We start from the raw sequence: 21,780 nt of genomic DNA on the forward strand, positions 1-21,780 counted from the left end.
GTCCAGGACCTTTTTGCTGGATGGGCTGTTGCATCTGTAGTCGATTTGGTTTTGGGATTGGCGTGAGGGGTTGTTGGCAAGCGGCATCATACACAAAGAGGGCGTCGGCATATGCCGACGCCCTCTTGGGATTGCGCATGTGTGCGGACGGGCTACATCAGGTCGACCGCACGGGTGTAGCGCAGGCTCTCGGTTTCGATGAAGACGCGGGTCACGTCGGGGAAGCGTTCCACGATACGGCCCTCGATCTCGTCGACGGCATCTACGATGTCGTCGCGGCCGGCGGTTTCGACGAAGGTGGCGTCGATGGTCAGCAGCACGTCATGGGGACCCATGTACAGCGACAGCACGCGGCCGCACTCGATGACCTGGTCGTTGGCCTCGACGATGGCCTCGATTTCGCGGACCTCGGAGCTCTTCATGCCCTCGCCGATGAGCAGGCCCTTCGTCTCGCGTAGCAACACGATGGCGACGGTGCAGAGCAGAAGGCCGATGAGGATGGATGCGGCGCTGTCCAGATACGGGTTGTCCAGCAGGTGGCTGAAGAAGACGCCCGCCAATGCGATGACCAGGCCCAGGAGGGCGGCGGAGTCTTCGAACACCACGGTGAACAGGCTCGGGTCCTTCGCCTCACGGATGAACTGCATGGGCTTGATGTCGCCGCGGGCCTTGTTGAAGTTGCGCAGCGCCACGGAAAGCGATGCGCCTTCTAGAATGATGGAGGCGCCGATGACGATGTAGTTCATGGTGGGGTTGCCCAGCACGGTGTCGGGGCCGACTTCGCGCAGATGGGTGTAGCCCTCGTAAATGGAGAAGCCGCCGCCCAGGGCGAAGATCATGATGGCCACGACCAGCGTCCAGAAGTAGAGCTCGGTGCCGTAGCCGAAGGGGTGTTCCTGGTCGGCTGCGCGTTGTGCTTTCTTCAAGCCCAACAGGATGAGCATGCCGTTGCCGGAGTCGACGATGGAATGGATGCCCTCGGAAATCATGGCCGAAGACCCGGAGATGCCGGCGGCTATGAACTTCACGATGCCGATAAGGATGTTGGCGGCGATGGCGGCCAGGACGGACGACGTGCTTTCGACGTGCTCTTCGGCGTTCGGATTGCGGTGCGACTGCCCGTCGGGGGCCTCGTAGTCGGCGTCGGCGACGGCCTTGGCGGCGGCAGCTTTGGCCGCGGCTTTGGCGGCGGCGGTTGGCGTGGTCATGATGCTCCTAACATCGGGGTTTACATGCCATTATTGTAACGTTTGTTTCGTCTGCGCGCAGGGGCGGACGGACAGTTACGCGAAGTTGTTGATGCCCTCCATGATGCCTGGGATGTCGATGCCTTGCGGGCAATGCTCGGTGCAGGCGCCGCAGCCGATGCAATCCTCGGCGGTGTTGGGGCCCAAAGCGGCACGCACGTGGCGGGAGCGCTGCGCGGGCCGCATGGGAAGAGCCTCGTTGTACAGGTCCATCATCGCGGGGATGTCGATCTGAGCAGGGCAGTTGTCCGTGCAGTAGCGGCAGCCCGTGCAAGGTGCGAGCTTCGGGTTGTGCGAGGCGCGGAAGGCCTTCTCTAACAGCTCCAACTCGTCTTGGTCCAAAGGTCCAAGCTCGGAGAAGGTGTGCACGTTGTCTTGGATCTGCGACAGGGCGCCCATGCCGCTCAGGATCACTTTGACCTGAGGCTTCGACATAAGGAAGCGGAACGCCCAGGAGGGGATGCTGTTTTCGGGCTCGCGGGCGCGCAGCATGGCGTCGCCCGCCTCGCCCAATGTGACCAGCTTGCCGCCGCGCAGGGGCTCCATCACCATGATGGGCAGATTGAATTCGCAGGCGATGTCGTAGAGCTGGGCCGCCGTGCCGTCGAACCAGTCCTGGTAGTTGAGCTGCAGCAGCACGAAATCCCAGTCGTGGTGAGCGGCGAACTTGCGCAGGTTCTTCGGGCTCATGTGGGAGGAAAAGCCCAGGTGGCGGATGCGTCTGGCCTCCTTCTGCTTCATCAGGTACTCGATGGCCCCGGAATGGGTGTAAATGCCGCGGGTCAGGTCCATGACGCTGTGCACCAGGTAAAAGTCCAAGTAGTCGAGCTGCATCTTGCGCAGCTGCTTCTCGAACACCGATTTGGCGGTCACGCCGGTGGCAATCATGAACTTGGTGGCGATGTGGTAGCTGTCCCTCGGATATTTCCGCAGGCAGCGGGCCAGCACGGTTTCGGAATTGCCGCCGTGGTAGATGTAGGCGGTGTCGAAGTAGTTCACGCCGTGGGCCATGGCGTAGTCGATGATCTCCTGAGTGGCCTCCTCGTCGATTGAGCCGCCTTTCGTGGGCAGCCGCATGGCGCCCATGCCCAGTCTGGAAAGGCTTTCGCCCTGAATGTCGGTGTACTGCATCAAACCCCCTCAATATATAAATGATTCCGTAGGGTAGCGCATTGCGGCTGGCCAGGGGTTCGCGGCGGGCGTCTGTCACCAAACGGTATTGTCTGGCTGACCGCAGGCATGCGTCCTGTTTGCGCTCCCGGATTCCGGAGCGGATCGCGAACCGTCGGCCCCGGAAGCTTCGGCGGATATGAAATAAGTTAACTTTGACATACTTTAACCTTGTTCGGGTTCGGCCAATAAAGTAAACTAGGGCTAACTATTGTCAGATCACGCATCAACAACTGGTCACGAAGGATGCTGCGCCCGTGGTGTAGGATCCGAAGGCAACCATCGACGGCGTTGTGACCGCCGAATCCACACAGGTGGACTTCACGCTGGCCAACCTTCCCGAAAATGCGCTCGCGTTCGTGAAGTCGTTCGCGCCTGATGAGGAAGTCGCGTACGGCAACGGCGAGAACCTGGCCGTGTTCAGCCCGTACAACGGCTCCGCGCCGGCCGAAGGTGCGCGAGGGCGTTCCCGCATCCCAGTTGGGTGTTCGCAAGGCGTATGCGGCATCTGACAAGGGCTTCGGCTACGTTGAAGGTCAGCTATCCATTCCCGCAACGCTCAAGGATCTGAAGGCGCAGGCCGCCGGCGATACGCTTACCGTCACGTGGGCCGCTCCGCAGTCCGAATTCAACGTGCCTGATTCCGCTTCTTACACCGTTGAGCTGCTGAAAGACGGCGCTGTGGCGAAAACCGTCGTGGTGGACGCTGCCGAAGGCACAGCCAAGGCCGAGTTCTCCGGGCTCGCAAAGGGCGACTACACCGTGAAGGCGTTCGCAACGAACATCGTCGGACGCAGCGACAAGGTGTCCGTCCAGGCGCATGTGCCCGGTAAGGCGGCGACCCCCGAGAACGGTTGGGCAAAGCAGGACGGCGTATGGTACTACTTCAAGAACGGCGCCAAGGCCACAGGCTGGCAGAAGGTGGGCAACGACTGGTACTACTTCGCCGGCAGCGGCGCCATGAAGACCGGATGGCTGAAGGTCGGCGGCAGCTGGTATTACCTGAAGTCCTCGGGCAAGATGGCCACGGGCTCCCAGGTGATCAACGGCAGGGCGTACTACTTCGCCTCCAACGGCGTGTGGCGCGGATAGTTTTCTAACGTACGGACGGCGGGCTGCGTTTCCGCCGTCCGTTTCCCGTTTGGCCCCAAGCGGCAGGCGGGGGTCTCCTTCGAGGACTGCTACGCCATCTTGAAGGAGGGATTTGAAAACAAGCGGGGCTTGGCGTCGATGTTCTTGGGCACCGGCGAGGCCTATGTGAGCAAGAAGAAGCTTCCTGGCCGCCTGAAGTGGGCCGAAAAGACCCACCGTCGCGAATATCCCAACGACTGGGTGGTGGACATCCGCCAAGACGTGACCGACGCCGATTACGCCATGGACTATACGGAATGCGGCATTTGCAAGCTTTGCCGCGACGAAGGCGTTCCTGACCTGGCGAAATACCTCTGCAAACTGGATTACGTGTTGGCGGACCTCATGGGTCTTGCGCTGACGCGGACCACGACCATAGCCGAAGGCGGCACCTGCTGCGACTTCCGTTACAACCTCCGCTAAGCCGCGAGGCACTTTCGCCTGGCGCCTGTGCGCTACATCTCGAGTACTCATATATAATGAACGCCGCATGTGGTAACTTTTGTCGCAGGATTTCGGAACTGAAACCCAGACGCATAACGACGGGCATATCGCGCGGCTCGGCAAACCGGGCTGCGTACGATATTGCCTTGCACAACAAGGAAAGAAGCACTATGGACACGAAAGAAATCGCCCTGAAGCGGCATAAGGAGTGGCGCGGCAAGATCGAAGTCGCCAGCCGGGTTCGGGTAACCAACGCCGAGGAGCTCGCCGTCGCCTACACCCCAGGCGTGGCGGAGCCTTGTTTGGAAATCGCCAAGAACGTGGACCTGTCCTATGTGTACACGCGCCGTCACAACCTGGTGGCGGTTATTACCGACGGATCGGCCGTACTGGGTTTGGGCAACATCGGGCCCGAGGCGGGCATGCCTGTAATGGAAGGAAAATGCGCCCTGTTCAAGGAGTTTGCGGACGTGGACGCCTTCCCCTTGTGCATCCGTTCCAACGATGTGGACGAAATCGTGCAGACCGTGTCGCTTTTGGCGGGCAGCTTCGGCGGCATCAATCTGGAAGACATCGCAGCACCGCGCTGCTTCGAGATCGAGGCCAGGCTGAAGGAAATCTGCGACATCCCGGTGTTTCACGACGACCAGCACGGCACTGCCGTGTGCTCGGCGGCTGCGTTGCTGAACGCCTGCAAGTTTACCGGTCGCAAGCTCGAGGACTGCAGGGTGGTGTTCAGCGGAGCTGGCGCGGCGGGCATCGCCATTGCCAAACATTTCATGCGCCTGGGCGTGAAGGACATCGTCATGGTGGGCCGCCACGGGGCCATTTACCAGGGCAATCCCGCCAACACCGAGCCTCAAGAGGAAATAGCGAAGGTCACCAACCTGGATCGGCGGCACGGCTCGCTGGCCGACATGCTGACAGGCGCCGACGTGTTCGTGGGCGTAAGCGCGCCGAACTTGGTCACCGAGGAGATGGTGGCCTCCATGGCAAACGACCCCATCGTGTTCGCCATGGCCAACCCCGTGCCGGAGATCATGCCTGACCTGGCACTTGAGGCGGGTGCGGCCGTTGCGGCCACGGGACGTTCCGACTTCCCCAACCAGATCAACAACGTGCTGGCGTTCCCCGGTATCTTCCGCGGCGCGCTGGACGTGCACGCTTCGGACATCAACGAGGACATGATGGTTGCTGCGACGTATGCCATCGCGGGCCTTATTGCCGAGGCGGACGTTTCCTCAACGAACATCATCCCCGAGGCCTTCGACCCCCGCGTGGTGCCTGCCGTGGCTGCGGCCGTCGCCCAAGCCGCCCGCGATAGCGGAGTGGCCCGCATCTAAGTTCCAGCTGCTGTGCGCAGCGCGCATTCGGTTGCCGTGCACAGGGAAACAACCAGACTAGAAAAGCCGTCCATGTGGCGGCTTATTCTGGTCTGACGCTGCATTCGCTCCCGTCGACCTGGTCGACCATGCCGAGCACCTTGCATTGTTTTTTAAGTTGGCGCGATAGCTCGGACATGGGACAATGGCGACGAGGCCGTTGTTGCGGAGGAGTTGAAATGTACAAGCCAAAAGAGAGCGACTGGAAGTTATTGCGGAAGAACCTTCCTGACTGGCAGGAGGCATGCATGGATAAGCTCCTTAAGGAGTACGCCCAGATCATCGCGAAGGACAGTTTGCCGTCCGAGCGTTGGTGGGAGCTGGAAAAGCGGGTCCGGAAAGACAAAAGGAATAGCGGCGTGATCGTCGAAGGCCTGAGCCGCTCAAAGCTTCTTTCTATTCTGCAAAATCTATATGCGGATGGCGTCATCGGCGACGAGGACCTGAAAGAGTTCAGCGACGAGCTGCAAGAGACGATGAGGACTTGGGCAAACTTGGGCAGATAGCTCCGGCGCCGTTCATCTGGCATTCAACAAGCCTTGGCTCGGTCGAGGCTGTTAGATGTGGCAAGTGTCGTCGAAGTCGGTTGCGTCGACAATGTCAAGAGCAAGCTCGCGGAGGCGCGACGGTCGACCAGATTGCCCCCTTTCGTCAATGTTGTAAGAAATGGCCAGCTCGGCGTCGGGGACTACCGGGCACAGCATACGGGCCAGCGAGGGATGGAACGTCACGATGCCGTCGTCAAACGCCCATCGGTCGCATCGTATGCCTTCATATCCAAGCTTCGCCGCTGCGCGCTGCGCGTCCTCGCCGAACAGCTTGCAGGTCTTCAGGAAGAAGTCATGTTCGGATAGCTGGTGCATGGGCGTCGCTTCGGCCATGGGGCGGTTCGCAAGGTTCACCTGGCTGGAGAACTTGTTCTCCAGCGAGCAGTAGTGCACGCCCATGCGCAGGTTTGCGTCCGTTGCGAATTCCAGCAGATCAAGACAGGTATCTTCGCTGCCGGCAATGGGCAGTCCGCCAGCGTACTCCCAGTTGTAAGCAATGCGGTACGGCGGATTTTTCACCTGATAGCCGCGATGTGCGAACGCCTCCCAGTTGTGCATGGGAAAACACAGCTCCAGCAAGTTGATGCCATCGCAGCCCCGCCCGTCCAGCGCTTGAAGCAGCTGCTTCATATTCTCGACATCGCCGGGGAGCACCGGCATCTCAACCATAACGCGAGGAAGATAGCGCCTCGCCTCGGAAATGCGCTCGAGCACGGGGTCGCCCATGTAGCCCTCGGGGTCGTCCTGTTTCACGCTGAAGCGGATCTCCTGCAGCCCCGCCTGCGCCAGCGACGCCAGCACGCCTGCGTCCGCGAAGTCGCCGTTCGTATATAGCCTTGTGTACGCATCAGGAAACAACTGGTTTGCCAAACGGAAAAACTCGATGGTCTCTGAGCGATGCAGCAGGGGCTCTCCACCTGTCAGCGCGATGTCGCGCAGCTTCTCGCTGCGTTGGGCGCGTAGACGCAGCTGGGTGGCCAAATCGTTCGTTTCACGACATTGCTTCTGGTAGTTGCGCTGGTTTGGGTTGAAGCAGAAGAAACAGTTGCGGTTGCATGCCACATCGAACAGAAACGTGGTAGTGCCTTCGCCCTTTCGACAAGCCTGGCATGACGGGGAAAGCCAGCCGCAGCACAGGCTTCGACGGTTGTTGCGCACGGCGATGCCGCGTTCCGTCATTTGCGCCTCATCGTCGGTGAAGGCAAGAATCGGGCTGGGGCGTTCGGGCTCGATGTCGACGCCCATGTTGCGGATCTGCTGCACCAGGTCGTGTTCGATGTCTACGTAGGTTTGTGCGTATCGGGCCAGTTCGGGCGTTTGGATTTGTGCAATGGTTCTCGCACTTGCGCGATACGGCAAACGTTGTCGGCTATCGGTCTTCATACAATATCTCCCCTTGAAGACGATGGCGCATCGTTCGGTCTGTTTGCGTTAAATCCGACCAATGCGCTTTTGTCTGCTTGTTCCAGCGTACTTTCGTCTTGACATACAGATTATCTGCCTCGGATAATAAATTCAAATACATTTGTTCATAGGAGGTAATAACCTAATGTCTATGATTAGCAACAATGTGAAGGTGTTCGTGGCCGTGGCGGAAGCCAAAAGTGTCACTGTGGCGGCAAAGCGCCTCTATATCTCGCAGCCAGCAGTGAGCAAAGCGGTCAAAACTTTGGAAGACGATCTGGGCACCAAGCTGTTTCGCCGCAGCAAGCGTACTGGGCTTGCGCTTACGACTGCCGGCGAGGACATCTTGAAACTTGCATACGCGCTTATACGCACGGAAAACGATATGTATCAAACCGCGTTTCGCGAGAACAACGTCATCGGCGGTCGCGTGACCGTGGCATCGCTTCCCATTACCACCACCATGTGGCTCGCACCCGCTCTTCAGCGATTCAAAGCGCGGTATCCGCAGGTCGCAGTTGCTATTCGCGAGGATGGGGTGGAAGAGATCGAAACCATGGTAAAGGACCAGGTGGCCGATTTCGGTCTGGTGGATTACACCGATCAGGAGCTCGAACATCGCACATTGCTGCCTGAGCAGTTTTGCGGCGTTGTTTCGTCGAAATCGCAGGTGACGAGCGTGAGCCTGGTTGACGACCAAGATCGTCTGATCATGAACGACATGTCACGCGACTTCCTGATTCCGCTTCTGCCGCCTGACGCCGGGCATTTCGAGACAAGCCTCATTGTGCGCGAGCCCGAATCGGTCATACGCTTGGCCGAGCACGAGTGCGGCATAGGCATCGTGGCGCCGTTCGTTATCGCTGCGTCGGGGCGTGACGTGAGTGCTATACCTATCACTCCGGCTGTGTACATGGATTTCGGTATTGTGGCGAACTCGTTCGAGTCCTTGAGCCCGGCAGCTGCCGAGTTGGTGCGTTTTATCGAGGAGGTTGCGACCGAACAGCTTGAAAGCGGTCTCATCCAACGGCTTGGCTGACGTTTCGTTCGGCCGGGCTGGCGTCGCGAAAAGTCTGCACCGGGCATCGGCAAGCATGGACCCAACGCCCCATGTCATCGAGGTGGCGTGGGGCGATTTGTGCCCGTTGCGCCAACCGAAGCGAAGGTTTGGACACTCGATATGTTAGAGCCCGAAGCCAGGCTTTTGCCAGGAGCTTCGGGCTCTTTGGGGAGGGGATTTGTGCTAATCGCAGCTTACAGCAGGTAGAACACTGAGGGATTCGTGCCGGCCTCGGGCATCAGCTGCTCGTTTTCGCGTTCTGCGATAGCGCGGCTCACGGCGCTATCAGGATCGTCCAAATCGCCGAAGATGCGAGCGCGCGCCGGGCAGAGCACCATGCACGCGGGCTCTTCGTCACGTTCGAGGCGCTGGTGACAGAACGAGCATTTCTCGACGGTGTTCTCACGATGCGTCGGGGCGTCCGCGAAGCCGGTTGCGACGTCGATGTCCCATGCGGGAGGTTCGGCCAGGTAGGTGCGCACATTGTAGGGACATGCCTGGATACAGCTTTGGCAGCCGATGCACAGCTCGCCGTCGACGATGACGACGCCGTCCTCAAGCTTCTGGGTGGCGCCGACGGGGCACACGGCCTCGCACGCGGGGTTCTCGCAGTGTTGGCACGCTACCGGGCGAAACGCCATGGCGGGTTCGTCCGTCGTGCCGCCAGCGGCGTCGGTGTAGCTGCCCGCTTCGTTGTCGATGCGGTTATACCACACGTTTTTGGGCAGGTTGTTAGCCGATTTGCAGTACACGGCGCAGGTTTGGCAGCCCATGCAGCGGGCAAGGTCGATGACCATTCCGTAACGAGTCATGGTTTAAGCCTCCTGGTACTTCTCGATTTGGCACAGGCAGTCGTAGTAGTTCTCGCTGGCGTCCAGTTGGTGCGTGGCGCGCGAGGACAGGTTGGAATAGTGACCCTTGATAAAGTCGCCCTCCTGCCAGCCATGGGGCACGTTCACCGTGCCAGGGAACAGGCCGGCGTCGAAATGCGCGGTCAGCACCACTTCGCCGCGATCGTTGAACGCGCGGACCACGTCACCGTCGGCAATGCCGCGGGCTTCGGCGTCGTCGGGGTTCACGTAGATCACGGGCTCGGGGTACAGCTCCTTCAGCCACGGGGAGTTGCTGTACGTGGTGTGGATGCGCCAGCGGGAATGGCACGACAGGAAGATGAGCGGGTACCGTTCGGCCAGCTCGTTGGCGGGGAAGTCTGCCGATCCCACGTTCCAGGCCTCGGCCGGCGGCGCGAAGTAGGGAAGGTGCTCGTCGGGCATCTCCTCGCCCCAATCCAGACGCGGCGCCGGGTTCTCGACGTAGAAGTTGAAGCGACCCGTGTCGGTGGCGCACACGTCCGTTCCGTCGTAGTCGTCGTCCTTGGCCAAGCGGATCTGGCCTTCGGCAGCCAGGCGGTCGAAGGTGATGGCCTCGCCGTTCACGTCAACGGCCTCGGCACCGTCGATCATGTTCTTCAGGACCTCTTCCTGGGTCTCGTCGTAGAACTCGCCGAAGCCCATCTGCGTGCCGATAAGCTTGCAGATGTCGAAGTCGCTCAGGCTCTCGCCAATGGGGTCGATGGCCGCGGGCCCGTAGTGCACGTAGTGCTGGCGGTTGGGCTTGAACTCTTCGGGCTGCTCGAACCAGAAGGAGCAGGGCAGCACGATATCGGCGTAGCGGGCCGTTTCGCTCATGACGAAGTCGACGACGACCAGGTAGTCGAGCTTCTGCACGGCGCCCAAAATGGCCTGACGATCGGGGATGTTGGCCAAGGGGTTGGCGGAATGCACGATGGCGCCGCGGATGGTTGCGGGCTGTCCGCCGTAGGTGCCCTCGCTCATGATTTCGGGGAACTTCAGGACCGAATAGGCGGGGCCGCGACGGTTCTCGGTGGCGCCTTCGATGGTGACGGCGCCGGTCTCGTCGGTGACGACGTTGCTGGCCTCGGGGTATCCGTAGTAGTCCTTCGCCATGAAGCGCTCGTCGGAGCTGTAGAACGAAAGGCCGGTGCCGGGCTTGCCGATGTTGCCGGTCAGCGTTACGAGCGTTGCCATGGCCTGAATGGCAGTATGGCAGTTCAGTGAGTGCGACATACCCAGACCGGGCTTGATGAGCGTGGGCTGCTCGGCAATGATGTCGGCCAGCTGTTTGATCTCGTCTTCGGTCAGGCCGCACACGTCGGAGGTACGGTCCAGCGGCCACTCGGCGGCGCGGGCGGAATACAGGCTGAACGCGGTGGTGCACTCGATGCCTTCAACCGTGTAGGTGCCGGTCAGCGCCGGGTCGGAGGCGTCGCTGGCGGGCGCGGCGGCGTCGGCTGCGGCGTCCCAGACCACGTAGTCCCAGTCGTGGCGCGGGCTGCCGTCGGGCTCGGTGTTCGCGGCGGTCAGATTCACGTCGGCTGCGCGCAGGTAGGCACCGGTGTCGCTGCGGACCAAGAACGCCCCGTCGGAGTACGATTTCATGAACTCGGCGTCGTACTTCTCGTTTTCAATCAGGTAGTTCGCAATCCCTAAGCATAGCGCGGAGTCGGAATTGTAATGCGGGCGCAGATGGATGTCGCCCTGAGCTGCGGTGCGGGTGAAGCGCGGGTCCACGACGACGATCCGGGCGCCAGCCTCCTTGGCATCGCAGATGTAGCGCCAGGTGTGCTGGTAGCAGACCGAGGTGTCCTCGCCCCAAATGACGATGTTCTTGCAGCGGTGCAGGGCCGACGTGCTGTCGCCGTAATGCCACTTGCTGACGTTGAAGCCAACGGGGTACATGAAGCCCCAGTCGGCGCCGGTGGTCAGCTGCGAGCAGCCGGTGAAGAACGCCAGGCGGCTCCAGCAGGAACCGAATGCGCCGTTGAGCTGGCCGAACTGTCCGAAGTTGGTCCACTTCGCAAAGGCGGCGGGGCCATCCTCGTCAATAATCTGCTGCCACTTTTCGACAACTTCGGCAATGGCTTCGTCCCAGCTGACGCGCTCCCATTCGCCCGCCCCGCGCTCGCCGGTGCGGCGCATGGGATAAAGGATGCGCTCGGGGTCGTATTCGCGCTGCACGTTGGACAGGCCGCGCAGGCAGATGCGCGAACGCCCCTTGGTTTCTGCGTCAGCGTCAGCATAGATCTTCGGCTCGACGAACGTCACGTTGCCCTCGCGCACGGTGAGCTTGTAGGCGCAGCCGGAGTCGCCGCAGTTACAGCGGCAGAACGAGTCGTAAGTCTCGCCCTCGTCGACCGGCGCGGCAGCGGTTCCGGTACCAGGTTCTTCTGCATTGACACTCTCGTCATCTGCCTGGTCGGGTGCACAAGCGGCAACGCTCGCCAAACCAGCGAGTGCGACCGTCGCTGCAGAGCCCTTCATGAACGAGCGCCTGGAAACAGCGCGCTGAGGTATTGCAGTATGCGTCATGGTCTCCCTTTCTAGAATTACGCAAGCCCTGATCGGCGCCGATACATAATCTCTGTGCTTGCGTTCCCCCTGCAAAGGCCTGTTTAACCTTTGCGACGGGAAGAAGGTACCAAGTGAAGAACATCACATCAAATACATAAGCATCTATTAGTTCATAACCAGTAAGTTAATTTTTTTAGTGAATTGGGCAATGTGCCGAAAGTAATCCTCTGACGTCGTCTTTTCGCCGTCGGGAAACACAGGTTCAAGCTTCTTGTATATGCGCCTCGAGCAGATGGGGCTCGTGAGCCACCTCTGCTCCTGGATCCACAGACGCGTGAGCAGTTCGCATGTGTGAAATCGGGCAATTTGCAAGCCTGTCTGGACCGGTTCGTCTGCCTGCATCGCGTTCAAAGGGAAGAGGAGAAGTGCTGGTGACCGCGAACAGCACCGCGACCAACGTGATTGCGTCCATGGGGACGAGGGGAAGTGGCCCGTTGAGGAAAGGGTAGTTCGCCACTTGGCCTTATCGGGCGGCGCTTGCTTGCGCAAATGGTAATAATTCATCACCCGACTCGCAGTCCCTTATATTTGGGGCATAATGACGCCTCGAGGTTTGAACTACTACGCGCTTGATTGACCAGGCGATGTTTGCAACCATATCCGAGTGGTTCAAAATATATGCAGGCCATTGCCCTGAAACCTATGATGCTCAAGGAGTTTGAGAATGATCCGTATCCTGTTCGTGTGCCACGGCAACATCTGCCGGTCGACGATGGCCCAGTACGTTTTGCAGGATATGGTGGACAAACGCGGTCTGACCTCGCAGTTCGCCATCGATTCCGCAGCCTGCCGCAACGACGAGATAGGCTCGCCCGTGGACCCGCGCACCCGCCGCATGCTGGAATCGCAAGGCGTGCCCTGCGGCAACCATATCGCCCGCCGCCTGCGCCGCGACGAGGCCGCCGACTGGGACATGGTCGTCGGGATGGACGGCGAGAACATGCGCGACTTGAAGCGCCAGCTTCCTTCCGACGCTCAGGCGAAGTGCTTCAAGCTTATGGAATTCGCAGGTCAGAGCCGCGATGTGGCCGATCCTTGGTATACGCTGAACTTCGACGAAACCTACGACGACGTAGTCGCCGGCTGCCAGGGCCTGCTGTCCTACCTGGGGATCAAGTAGTGCGCCCGGAACGTGACAAGAAGGCGTGGCTCGAAGCCGCCCGCGGCAAGGCGGCCGGCTCCCGCGGTCCTGCGGCGGGCCGAAACGCCAAGGGCATCGGCCCCAACAAGGCATCGGGACATAAGGGCGGCATCTCGCGCCAAGGCTCGAAGCGCGGCTGATTCGCGTTTATCATTGCGACACAAATGGTCAGGCGATTGGTTTCCTTCGGCATGAGGCCTTCGTTGCGTGTCGCCCTATAGTATACCTATAAAGCATAGTAAGCTATCAAGTATAAGTATTTGTTTATACAAGCGCTTGGGATTACGATGATGTTGCGGCTCGAATCGAGCTGAAGCCGGTGAGATGCACCGGCGCGACTCGGGTCCTGGTAAGAACCCGATTCAGATTCACGCATGCATACGCAATCGAATGAAAGGCGCGACAATGGAAGCGAAAATGCTTGATGGCAAGGTAGCAATCATCTCGGGGGCCAGCTACGGCATGGGATTGACGATGGCGGAGCTGTTCGCCAAAGAGGGGGCGAAGGTCGTCATGACGGCTCGCGGCCCCGAAAAACTGGACGCGGCCGTGAATAGCCTGCGTGAACAGGGGCTTGAGGTTACCGGCGTTGTGGCCGACAACAAGAACCTCGATGATGTGAAGAAGGTCATCCAAACAGCCCTCGACGTGTACGGCGACTTGGGCATCGTCATCAACAACGCCGCCATCGGCGAGCAGAAGATGATTGACGAAACCGATGACGAGTGGCTGGAGCACGTGTATCAGACCAACGTGTTCGGTCCCTTCCGTTTCATCCGCGAAGCCTTGAAGGTATTCATGCCGAAAAACGAAGGCTGCATCATCAACATCTCGTCGGTCAACGGCGAGCGCCCGTTCTGCGGTGCGTCGTACACGTCTTCGAAGGGCGCCATCAACACCCTGACCAAAAACGTGGCGATGCGCCTGATCGACACGAATATCCGCATCAACGCGGTAGCTCCCGGTGCAACGGTCACGCCTGCGCACCTCGCGAACAAGGCGGGGGAGCAACCTGGCGGTGCGAAGATGCTCGAGTACAGCAAGCATTTCGTGTACTTCCCCGGTCCCGAATGCGACCCCATCGACCAGGCGAACGCATGCCTGTTCCTGGCGTCTGACATGGGCAAACATGTAAAAGGCCAGGTTATTCAGGTGTGCAACGGCGCTTTCCTGTAAGGTGTACGGGGCTTCGAAGCGCCTTTCCGTCAGGTGAATTCGTTGCTCCATTGGCGATATCCTGGGTCTGAGGGTAGAATGCATTGCATGATCGGCGAAAGCGGGCTCACGGACGCGATGCGTGAAAGCCGCAAGAAGGCGGACCGCACGGTCTTTTATGGTCCACGAGCGAAACGTATAAGATATCAAGGGGGAACTTTATGATCTACAGGGATTTTCAGGGGATGAAGCTGTCTGAGCTGGGCTTCGGCGCTATGCGTCTGCCGGTTATCGACGGCGACGACAGCAGGATCGACGAGGCTGCAACCCTGCGCATGGTCGATACGGCCATGGAAAACGGGATCAATTACTTCGACACCGCATGGGGTTATCACGGGGCGAACTCCGAGCCCGTCATGGGCAAGGCGCTGGCCCGCTATCCGCGCGACAGCTACTACGTGGCCACGAAATTCCCCGGATACGATTCCGCCAACTGGGGCAAGGTGGAGGAGATCTTCGAGCAGCAGTTGGAGAAGCTAGGCGTCGACTACTTCGATTTCTACCTGTTCCACAACGTATGCGAGATGAACATCGACGCATACCTTGACGATGAATAATACGGTATTTACAGCTACCTGATGGAGCAGAAGCGCAACGGACGTATTCGTCACCTGGGCTTTTCCTGCCACGGTAGCATGCCTGTGCTCAAGCGTTTTCTGGACGCCTACGGTAAGGACATGGAGTTCTGCCAGCTTCAGCTGAATTATCTGGATTGGACCTTCCAGGACGGTCGTGAGAAGGTGGCCCTTCTCGATGAGCTGCAGATTCCCGTGTGGGTGATGGAGCCTTTGCGCGGCGGGAAGCTGGCGGGTTTGGCTCCAAAGGCCGAGGCGCAGCTGAAGGAGCTTCGTCCGGACGAGGAAATTTACGCATGGGCGTTCCGATTCTTGCAGAGCATTCCTTCGGTTACGGTCGTCCTTTCGGGCATGTCCAACCAGGAGCAGCTGGAAAAGAACCTGGCCACGTTCGCGGAAGACAAGCCGCTGAGCCAGACGGAGATGTCCGCGCTGCTCGGCATTGCCGACGAGATGCTCCACGAAGGCACGGTGCCTTGCACGGCATGCCACTATTGCGTGAGCCACTGTCCGCAGGAACTGGACATTCCCACCCTGTTGAACCTGTACAACGAGCATGTGTACACGGGCGGCGGGTTTATCGCGCCTATGGCGCTCGGCGCGCTTCCGGCCGACAAGCGGCCTGAAGCCTGCATCCAGTGTCGGAGCTGCGAAGACGTTTGCCCGCAGCAGATCAAGATTTCGGAGGTTCTGGAAGACTTCGCCGCGCGGCTCGGATAGGATCGTCGGACGGAAGACGTCGGGCCGGAATCCGTCGGTTACAGCCATCGGAATCCTGAACAACGAAAAGCCCCCGGCCAGCCGGTCGGGGGCTTCGCTTTGCGGAGTTGTTCGAAGCGCTTATTGCTTCTCGAAGTGGATGACCACGCCGTCCTGGTCGATGGTCAATCCACCGTTGCCGTCGTCGGTGAACTCGATGCTCTCGTCGGTGTTGTCGGTCACGATGACGCCGGATTCGGTCTCTTCCCACTCGCCGGTGGCGTTTTCGCCATCGACCACGACGTCGACGGAGCCGTCGGCATTCAAGGTGAGCTCGAAGGTGCTCATGACTTCGGCCACATCGACGCTCATGCCCTCATACTCGGCGGTCGTTGCGGCCCAGTCGCCGACGTAGGGGCTGTCGGCGTACTTGTCGCCACCGCAGCCGACCAGGCAGAACGCCATGACGGACAGGCACACGGCCAAAGCGAGAATCAGCTTGTTCTTCATACATACCTCCTTGTGTATTTTCAAGACAACTTCATTGTAGCGTCAACACGAAGCCAATCCGGGGGACATGTGGCGCATTTTGGGGAGCGGACCGTCTGGTTCGCTTTTCATCCTCGCGAAACGCCGAAAAGAGCAGGTTTAATTAGGCATTTTGGCAACAGTGTCGTACGAAACGGCTCTCGGCAGCGTGGGACGGGCACCGAGGTATGCGGCCTGCAAGCGATTCGACTGCGAGACGGCGGCAGGCTGCTCAGCGTTCGCAAAGACGCCGGTACCAACTCGGAAACGACGTTTTGTCATGCCGACCAGGTCGTCGGCGGGGCTTCTGCAATCCGATCGGCGCTTGGGAGGCTGCCGGGGGAATGCGTTTCCGTCCGATCGGCGCCATGGAGGACATAGGCAATGCTCCTCATCCCGAAAATCGCCTTTTGTGCCAAGAATTTCCCGTCATGTACGACTTGGGAGAGGCCATGTGGCGTGGGTTCTCTGGCTGCCAAAGTAGTCGTATGCAAAATACCAGTTCAGGGGCTCGATGCAGTTTAGGCGCGAAACGGAGCGTTCGCGAAGTCGTGCATAACTCGATTTTCTTGGCGCAAAAGGCCCTTTTCGGGAAAAGTTGCAGGCATGCCGGGCCCACGGCGCCGTTACGAAGGAGGCGCGTCCGTAAAGGTTCGGGAACGTGCTGCGCGCGAACGAAAAAGGCCCCGCCGTAACGGGACCTTGGAGGATGTGCCGAGAGGGCTCGGGCGGGTGCCGAAGGGGCTACTCGTCGAGGCCGGCCACACTGTTGACGATGGCGCTCACGATGCTGATGACGATGGCTGCAAAGAACGCCGAGCCGAACGAGTTGATGTAGATTCCGATGCCGAACATGCCGTTGGACAGCCAGCCTGCAAGCATGAGCACCAGCGCATTGATCACGATAGAGAAAATTCCCAAGGTGAGCAGCGTCAACGGGGTGCCCAGAAACTGCATGATGGGTTTGATGGAAACGTTCAAAAGTGACAGCACGAACGCCAGAACGCCTACGGCGACCAGCGTGTCGGTGGTGGCCGCAACGGAGATGCCGGGCACGATCCAAATGGCGGCGGCAACCGCGATTGCGGTAACAAGCCAACGTACGATGAAGCTCATGGCGACTCCTATCAGGAGGTGCGCGCGAGCAGGAAACAATCGCGACGCACAGTGAATCACAGGTTTCCTGCATGCATAGCATCTCATATTCCGATGATTTCGCGGGGCGGTTTTGCCGAGCCGTTACCGATGCCGCCATCTCGTTACAATGCTGAACCATGAAGAAGAAGCCGACATACTCCTGTCCCATCGACAACCGCTGCGGCGGGTGCTCTTGGCTGCGCGTGCCCTACGGCCAGCAGCTGGCCCGCAAGCAGCAACATGTCGACGAGCTGTTCGCCGACCTGATTGATGACGGGACCCAATGCCTGCCCATCTTGGGGATGAAGGTGCCGCTGCACTACCGCAACAAGGTGGTGTCGCCCTTCGTGGGCATCTACGACAAGCGCACCAGACGCCGCCGCATCCTGTGCGGCATGTACGAGCGCGGCACCCACTGGGTTATCGACTCCAGCGAGTGCCTGATTGAAAACGCCCAGGCCAAAGCTATCATCCTGACGATTCGCGACCTCATGCCGAAGTTCCGCATCGAGCCGTACGACGAGGACCGCGACGAAGGCTTCCTGCGTCACGCCCAGGTGCGCGTGGGGCACAATTCCGGCGAGGTCATGGTCACGTTGGTGACCCGCACCGAGCAGTTCCCGACCGCGAAGAAGTTCGTGCGCGCCCTGGTGTCGCGCCATCCCGAGATTACCACCGTGGTGCAGAACGTGAATTCGCGAAAGACCAACGTCATCATGGGAGACAAGGAACGCAAGCTGTACGGGCCGGGGTTCATCCTAGACACGCTGTGCGGGCTGTCGTTCCGCATTTCATCTACGTCTTTTTACCAGGTCAACTCTACACAGACCGAGGTGTTGTACAGCACGGCCATCCGTATGGCGAAGCTGACCGGCACCGAAACCGTCATGGACGCGTACTGCGGCACGGGCACAATCGGCCTGGTGGCGGTCCGCGGCATCAATGGCGAGCCGGGCGCGGCGAAGCTCATCGGGGTGGAGGAGCGGGCCGACGCCGTGGCTGACGCTCGCAACAACGCGCGCCACAACGGCATCGACAACGCCGAATTCGTGGCGGCAGATGCGGGCGCCTACATGCGCGAGCAGGCCGAACAGGGACGCAGCGTCGACGTGCTGTTCATGGATCCGCCTCGTGCGGGTTCCACGCCCGACTTCCTGAAGGCCGCCTGCAGCATCTCGCCGAAACGCATCGTATATATCAGCTGCAACCCCACGACGCAGGCCCGCGACGCGAAATACCTGATCGAGCATGGGTATCGCATCGACGTGCTGCAGCCTGTCGACATGTTCCCCCATACCGACCATGTGGAGTGCGTCATCTCGATGTCACGAAGTGCGCTGTAGTCGCGGCAATTTCGGAAGTTCTACCGCCATTCGATAGCCGGCCGGTTGTGGAGCCGCCGGCCGAGCCCTACAATTCCAGATGTGAGGAGCGTGGTGGCAATGAACGATTATGCATTCGGGAACTACATCTTCCATCTGCGGAAACAGGCGGGACTGACACAGGCGGAACTCGCCAAGCTGGTCGGGGTGACCAACAAGGCGGTATCCAAATGGGAGGTCGGCAAATCGAAGCCGAGCGTCGAATCGGTTCGGAAGCTGTCGGGGCTGTTCCACGTCAGCGTGGACGAGCTGCTGAGGCAGAGGGACGCCGGGCGCAGGGCGGAAATAACCAAGGTCGTCATCACGGGAGGTCCCTGCGCGGGCAAGTCCACGGCTATGAGCTGGGTGCAGAACGCGTTTACCCAGATGGGGTACGTTGTGTTGTTTGTTCCGGAAACCGCTACCGAGCTGATTACGGGCGGCGTGGCTCCCTGGACCTGCGACTCGAACAGCAGCTATCAGAAGTGCCAGCTCCGTTTGCAGTTCGAGAAGGAGAAGGTTTTCGAGCAGGCGGCGGAAACGATGGATGCGGACAAGGTGCTGATTGTGTGCGACCGCGGCACCATGGACAACAAGGCCTACATGGATGATTTGGAGTTCGCCCAGGCCCTCGAGCACTTCGGCACGAACGAAGTTCAGCTGCGCGACAGCTATGACGCTGTGTTTCACCTGGTGACGGCAGCAAAAGGTGCAGAGGAGTTCTATACGAAGTCGAATAACGCCGCCCGTACCGAAACGGTGGAAGAGGCGGCGGACCGTGATGACAAGCTGATCGCGGCCTGGACCGGCCATCCGCACCTGAGGGTCATCGACAACTCCACGGATTTCGAAGACAAGATGCGGCGGCTGGTCGCGGAAATCTCGTCGTTTCTCGGTGAGCCGGAGCCTTACGAGATCGAACGCAAGTTCCTGATCGAATACCCCGACGTCAAGTGGCTGGAATCGCTGCCGAATTGCCAGCGCGTGGAAATCATCCAAACGTACCTGCGGTCGGACAGCGACAAGGAGGTCCGCGTCCGCCAGCGGGGATTCGAGGGGCATTACATATATACCCAGACCACGAAGCGGACCATCAGCGACGTGAAGCGCGTGGAGGTGGAGCGCAGGCTTTCGGAGGGGGAGTACATTCGCCTGCTGATGAGCGCGGACACGAGCCGGCGCCAGATTCGCAAGGACCGGTATTGCCTGACGTACGAGAACCAGTATTTCGAGATCGACATTTTCCCGTTTTGGCACGACAAGGCGATTGCCGAGATCGAGCTCAGCGACGAGAACGCGGACATCGCATTCCCAAAGCAGATCAAGGTGATCAGGGAGGTTACCGACGACGAGTCGTTCAAGAACGCTTCGCTGGCGAAAATAGCCGACTAGGGTTCGGAGGTGCGGTTCGGTAAGGCAAGCGGCGGGAGACCGGGGGCGAATGTGGAGCAGAGAAAAGAATACAACGACCTGTGGATGATTCTGCAGCATATGGATAAGGCCGAGGTCGATCTGCTGCCGGACAGGTATCTCGCGTTTGTCGAAAAAGCCATGGTGCCCGGCTGGAAATCGGACATCGATCCGGACATCCCTATCGACCACCAGCCGATCTCGTCTAAGACCAGGGACGTTTTGGCATGTCTGAACTTGACGTACTGGGCGAAAAGTCCCCAAGAACGTCGCGAGTTCGCCGAAAGGCTCAACGCGAATGAACGGGCGTATGCCGGCAAGGAGCCCGGTCCGATGACCGAAGAGGAATACCAGGACCTGTTGGAGGTTTTCGACGACTGGAACGACATGTTCGGCCCGATTCCCTTCTGGTCTGAGAGCCGAGGTCGGTAGCCGGCGTTTCGTCGGTGTGGCGTTCGCGGGCGGGCGTCGTTCGAGAAGTCGGCGATTTGTCGGTTCGGACGCGTCGAATCTTAGTTCAGGTGCTCCAAGGATTGAAATTTCGTTGCAGGATGGGATTGCCGGTGCTTGATAAGGCCATGCGGCATGGTGATATGCAACGCAGCTCGGGTTCATGCAGCCCGCGCGCGGTTCCGTACGACGCGAAATATCCGGCGAGCATCTTGCCGAAGCCGGGTTGTTTAGTCATGGGGCGCATTCGCTTGAGCTGGGTGTTCGGTCTGCGTTCGGCGCAAACAGCAGCTCATCTTCCGGGGTGCATCCGTAAGCGGTATTGTTTTGACAGGCTCGGTCTCGTAGAATTGACCGAATACGCCAGTCCGACGTTGGCGAATCGGAAGGGGATAGAAGCGCAATGGACGAATATACCGAATGCGACCAATGTAACAGACGGTGTCCTGTGGACGCGCTGCGGTGCGGACGCGGCCGTGCGCGCTATACAGAACTAACGGGGAAGGAATACACCCCGACCAAACCCATCGAAGAGGACGACGGCGAGGCGTACCGTCGCATGATTCGTGAGCGGCGTGCCCGCAGGATGAAGAAAGCCCAGGTCGGACAGCAGGCAGACAATGCCGATTTGGTTGTGCGGGACGTGGCCGAGGCCGCATCTTCCCAAGGCGATTCGGCGTAGGAGAGCAAACGCGGGAAGGCGAGCGGCATGCGGGATGCAGCGAACAGGATCGTGTCTGAGTGGCGGAGCAGCTATCTGTTCCAAACGCTGCTGTCCTCGTCGTTCTCCACGGCAGCTACCGCGGGGTTCGCCCTGTTCAACGGCGCCCTGGGTGTCATGCACCAATCAGCCTGGTGCTATGCCATCGCACTGTATTACTTCATCCTGACCGTCATCAGGCTGGGCATCCTGCGCTGCGAGGTCAAAGGCCGCAGTGAGACCGCCCGCCATTTCGAAACCAGGCAGAGGCGCACCTTCTTCCGTACGCACATTGCATTGCTCCTGATGAACGTCTCGATGTTCGGGCCGGTCATCCTTATGGTGAAGGGTGACCACACCTTCACCTTCGGCCTGATACCGGCCATCGCCATGGCTACGTACACGACTTACAGGGTCAGCAAAAGCATCTTCCACCTGCGCAAAGCGAAGCGGTCGGACAACATTATGGTTGCCGTGCTGCGGACCATCGACTTTCTCGACTCGATGGTCGCCGTGTTGGCGCTGCAGAACGCGATGATTTACGCAACGGAAGGCATGAACGCTGAGATGCAGACGCTCTCGGGCGGGACGAGCACGGGCATCCTGCTGGTCATGTTCGCGATGACGGTGCTGTCGTTTCTGAAATACCGTAAGCTCTGGGCGACTCGATAACGGCGCGCCGCGTGCGGTCGCGGACCGTTTTTTGCAGGTCTGAGGTCTGCGTGGTATGGTTCGTCCGAGCACGAA

General features: G+C 59.8%; 22 protein-coding genes and 1 pseudogene. 16 read left to right on the plus strand and 7 right to left on the minus strand.

The features are described 5' to 3' along the window. Positions 1-152 precede the first annotated feature (152 nt). Together SHEL_RS02425 and SHEL_RS02430 are read right to left on the minus strand one after the other, a co-directional pair. Positions 153-1,208 (minus strand): cation diffusion facilitator family transporter, encoded by a 1,056-nt coding sequence (locus SHEL_RS02425; protein WP_012797663.1) that lies wholly within the window; start codon positions 1,206-1,208, stop codon positions 153-155. Positions 1,209-1,283: 75 nt separating this feature from the next. Continuing rightward, on the minus strand, positions 1,284-2,378 hold the full coding sequence (locus SHEL_RS02430) for an aldo/keto reductase (RefSeq protein ID WP_012797664.1): 1,095 nt from the start codon (positions 2,376-2,378) through the stop codon (positions 1,284-1,286). A 332-nt stretch (positions 2,379-2,710) separates the two neighbouring features. On the opposite strand from SHEL_RS02430, the gene SHEL_RS15555 reads away from it, so the two are divergent. The 5 genes from SHEL_RS15555 (at position 2,711) to SHEL_RS02455 (ending at position 5,880) form a co-directional block, all read left to right on the plus strand. After that, positions 2,711-2,929, plus strand: coding sequence for a hypothetical protein (locus SHEL_RS15555; protein WP_012797665.1), 219 nt, complete (start codon positions 2,711-2,713; stop codon positions 2,927-2,929). Then, positions 2,898-3,509 (plus strand): cell wall-binding protein, encoded by a 612-nt coding sequence (locus SHEL_RS15730; protein WP_012797666.1) that lies wholly within the window; start codon positions 2,898-2,900, stop codon positions 3,507-3,509. The genes SHEL_RS15555 and SHEL_RS15730 overlap by 32 nt, the downstream gene beginning before the upstream one ends. A 99-nt stretch (positions 3,510-3,608) precedes the next feature. Next, positions 3,609-3,971 (plus strand): L-2-amino-thiazoline-4-carboxylic acid hydrolase, encoded by a 363-nt coding sequence (locus tag SHEL_RS02445; RefSeq protein WP_169304495.1) that lies wholly within the window; start codon positions 3,609-3,611, stop codon positions 3,969-3,971. A gap of 191 nt (positions 3,972-4,162) precedes the next feature. Then, positions 4,163-5,335: an NAD(P)-dependent malic enzyme gene (locus SHEL_RS02450; RefSeq protein WP_012797668.1), complete on the plus strand. Its 1,173-nt coding sequence runs from the start codon at positions 4,163-4,165 to the stop codon at positions 5,333-5,335. Positions 5,336-5,553: 218 nt separating this feature from the next. Next, positions 5,554-5,880 (plus strand): hypothetical protein, encoded by a 327-nt coding sequence (locus tag SHEL_RS02455; RefSeq protein WP_012797669.1) that lies wholly within the window; start codon positions 5,554-5,556, stop codon positions 5,878-5,880. Positions 5,881-5,931: 51 nt separating this feature from the next. Here the strand turns inward: SHEL_RS02455 and SHEL_RS02460 are convergent, their stop codons facing one another. Beyond that, the gene (locus tag SHEL_RS02460; RefSeq protein ID WP_012797670.1) at positions 5,932-7,305 is read right to left on the minus strand and encodes a radical SAM protein; all 1,374 of its coding nucleotides are present in this window, start codon (positions 7,303-7,305) and stop codon (positions 5,932-5,934) included. 166 nt (positions 7,306-7,471) lie between these two features. Between SHEL_RS02460 and SHEL_RS14200 the strand changes: the two genes are divergently transcribed. Then, positions 7,472-8,365, plus strand: a complete 894-nt coding sequence (locus SHEL_RS14200; protein WP_012797671.1) for a LysR family transcriptional regulator — start codon at positions 7,472-7,474, stop codon at positions 8,363-8,365. A gap of 215 nt (positions 8,366-8,580) precedes the next feature. Here SHEL_RS14200 and SHEL_RS02470 read toward each other — a convergent pair whose 3' ends face one another. Together SHEL_RS02470 and SHEL_RS02475 are read right to left on the minus strand one after the other, a co-directional pair. Then, positions 8,581-9,198 carry a 4Fe-4S dicluster domain-containing protein gene (locus SHEL_RS02470; protein WP_012797672.1) on the minus strand — a complete coding sequence of 206 codons (618 nt, stop codon included), beginning with the start codon at positions 9,196-9,198 and terminating at the stop codon, positions 8,581-8,583. Positions 9,199-9,201: 3 nt separating this feature from the next. Beyond that, positions 9,202-11,775 carry a molybdopterin-containing oxidoreductase family protein gene (locus SHEL_RS02475; protein WP_012797673.1) on the minus strand — a complete coding sequence of 858 codons (2,574 nt, stop codon included), beginning with the start codon at positions 11,773-11,775 and terminating at the stop codon, positions 9,202-9,204. A gap of 706 nt (positions 11,776-12,481) precedes the next feature. On the opposite strand from SHEL_RS02475, the gene SHEL_RS02485 reads away from it, so the two are divergent. The 5 genes and pseudogenes from SHEL_RS02485 to SHEL_RS15735 all read left to right on the plus strand — a co-directional run bounded on the left by SHEL_RS02485 (position 12,482) and on the right by SHEL_RS15735 (position 15,468). Then, positions 12,482-12,937, plus strand: coding sequence for a low molecular weight protein-tyrosine-phosphatase (locus SHEL_RS02485; RefSeq protein ID WP_012797675.1), 456 nt, complete (start codon positions 12,482-12,484; stop codon positions 12,935-12,937). After that, positions 12,937-13,098 (plus strand): hypothetical protein, encoded by a 162-nt coding sequence (locus SHEL_RS15220; RefSeq protein WP_012797676.1) that lies wholly within the window; start codon positions 12,937-12,939, stop codon positions 13,096-13,098. The genes SHEL_RS02485 and SHEL_RS15220 overlap by 1 nt, the downstream gene beginning before the upstream one ends. 265 nt (positions 13,099-13,363) lie before the next feature. Continuing rightward, on the plus strand, positions 13,364-14,134 hold the full coding sequence (locus SHEL_RS02490; RefSeq protein ID WP_012797677.1) for an SDR family NAD(P)-dependent oxidoreductase: 771 nt from the start codon (positions 13,364-13,366) through the stop codon (positions 14,132-14,134). A 224-nt stretch (positions 14,135-14,358) separates the two neighbouring features. Continuing rightward, positions 14,359-15,171, plus strand: a pseudogene (locus SHEL_RS15565) (aldo/keto reductase); the annotation flags it as partial. A 30-nt stretch (positions 15,172-15,201) separates the two neighbouring features. Then, positions 15,202-15,468 carry a 4Fe-4S dicluster domain-containing protein gene (locus SHEL_RS15735; RefSeq protein WP_269471200.1) on the plus strand — a complete coding sequence of 89 codons (267 nt, stop codon included), beginning with the start codon at positions 15,202-15,204 and terminating at the stop codon, positions 15,466-15,468. A gap of 120 nt (positions 15,469-15,588) precedes the next feature. Here SHEL_RS15735 and SHEL_RS02500 read toward each other — a convergent pair whose 3' ends face one another. Both SHEL_RS02500 and SHEL_RS02505 read right to left on the minus strand, forming a co-directional pair. Then, positions 15,589-15,957 (minus strand): hypothetical protein, encoded by a 369-nt coding sequence (locus SHEL_RS02500; protein WP_012797678.1) that lies wholly within the window; start codon positions 15,955-15,957, stop codon positions 15,589-15,591. Between the two features lie 762 nt (positions 15,958-16,719). Beyond that, complete coding sequence (locus SHEL_RS02505; RefSeq protein WP_012797679.1) at positions 16,720-17,091, minus strand: phage holin family protein; 372 nt, start codon at positions 17,089-17,091, stop codon at positions 16,720-16,722. Between the two features lie 158 nt (positions 17,092-17,249). Here SHEL_RS02505 and rlmD point away from each other — a divergent pair, with 158 nt between their 5' ends. The 5 genes from rlmD (at position 17,250) to SHEL_RS02530 (ending at position 21,705) form a co-directional block, all read left to right on the plus strand. Then, positions 17,250-18,455 (plus strand): 23S rRNA (uracil(1939)-C(5))-methyltransferase RlmD, encoded by a 1,206-nt coding sequence (rlmD, locus tag SHEL_RS02510; RefSeq protein ID WP_012797680.1) that lies wholly within the window; start codon positions 17,250-17,252, stop codon positions 18,453-18,455. Positions 18,456-18,554: 99 nt separating this feature from the next. Beyond that, a complete protein-coding gene (locus SHEL_RS02515) occupies positions 18,555-19,865 on the plus strand; it encodes an AAA family ATPase (RefSeq protein WP_012797681.1) in 1,311 nt (436 codons plus the stop codon). A 51-nt stretch (positions 19,866-19,916) separates the two neighbouring features. After that, positions 19,917-20,315, plus strand: a complete 399-nt coding sequence (locus SHEL_RS02520) for a hypothetical protein (RefSeq protein ID WP_012797682.1) — start codon at positions 19,917-19,919, stop codon at positions 20,313-20,315. A gap of 421 nt (positions 20,316-20,736) precedes the next feature. Then, entirely contained in the window at positions 20,737-21,015 is a 279-nt protein-coding gene (locus tag SHEL_RS02525; protein WP_012797683.1) for a hypothetical protein, read from the plus strand. A 27-nt stretch (positions 21,016-21,042) separates the two neighbouring features. After that, positions 21,043-21,705 carry a hypothetical protein gene (locus SHEL_RS02530; RefSeq protein WP_012797684.1) on the plus strand — a complete coding sequence of 221 codons (663 nt, stop codon included), beginning with the start codon at positions 21,043-21,045 and terminating at the stop codon, positions 21,703-21,705. Positions 21,706-21,780: the final 75 nt, after the last annotated feature.

The sequence above is a fragment of the Slackia heliotrinireducens DSM 20476 genome, assembly GCF_000023885.1.
In the GTDB taxonomy this organism is placed as follows: Bacteria; Actinomycetota; Coriobacteriia; order Coriobacteriales; family Eggerthellaceae; genus Slackia; species Slackia heliotrinireducens.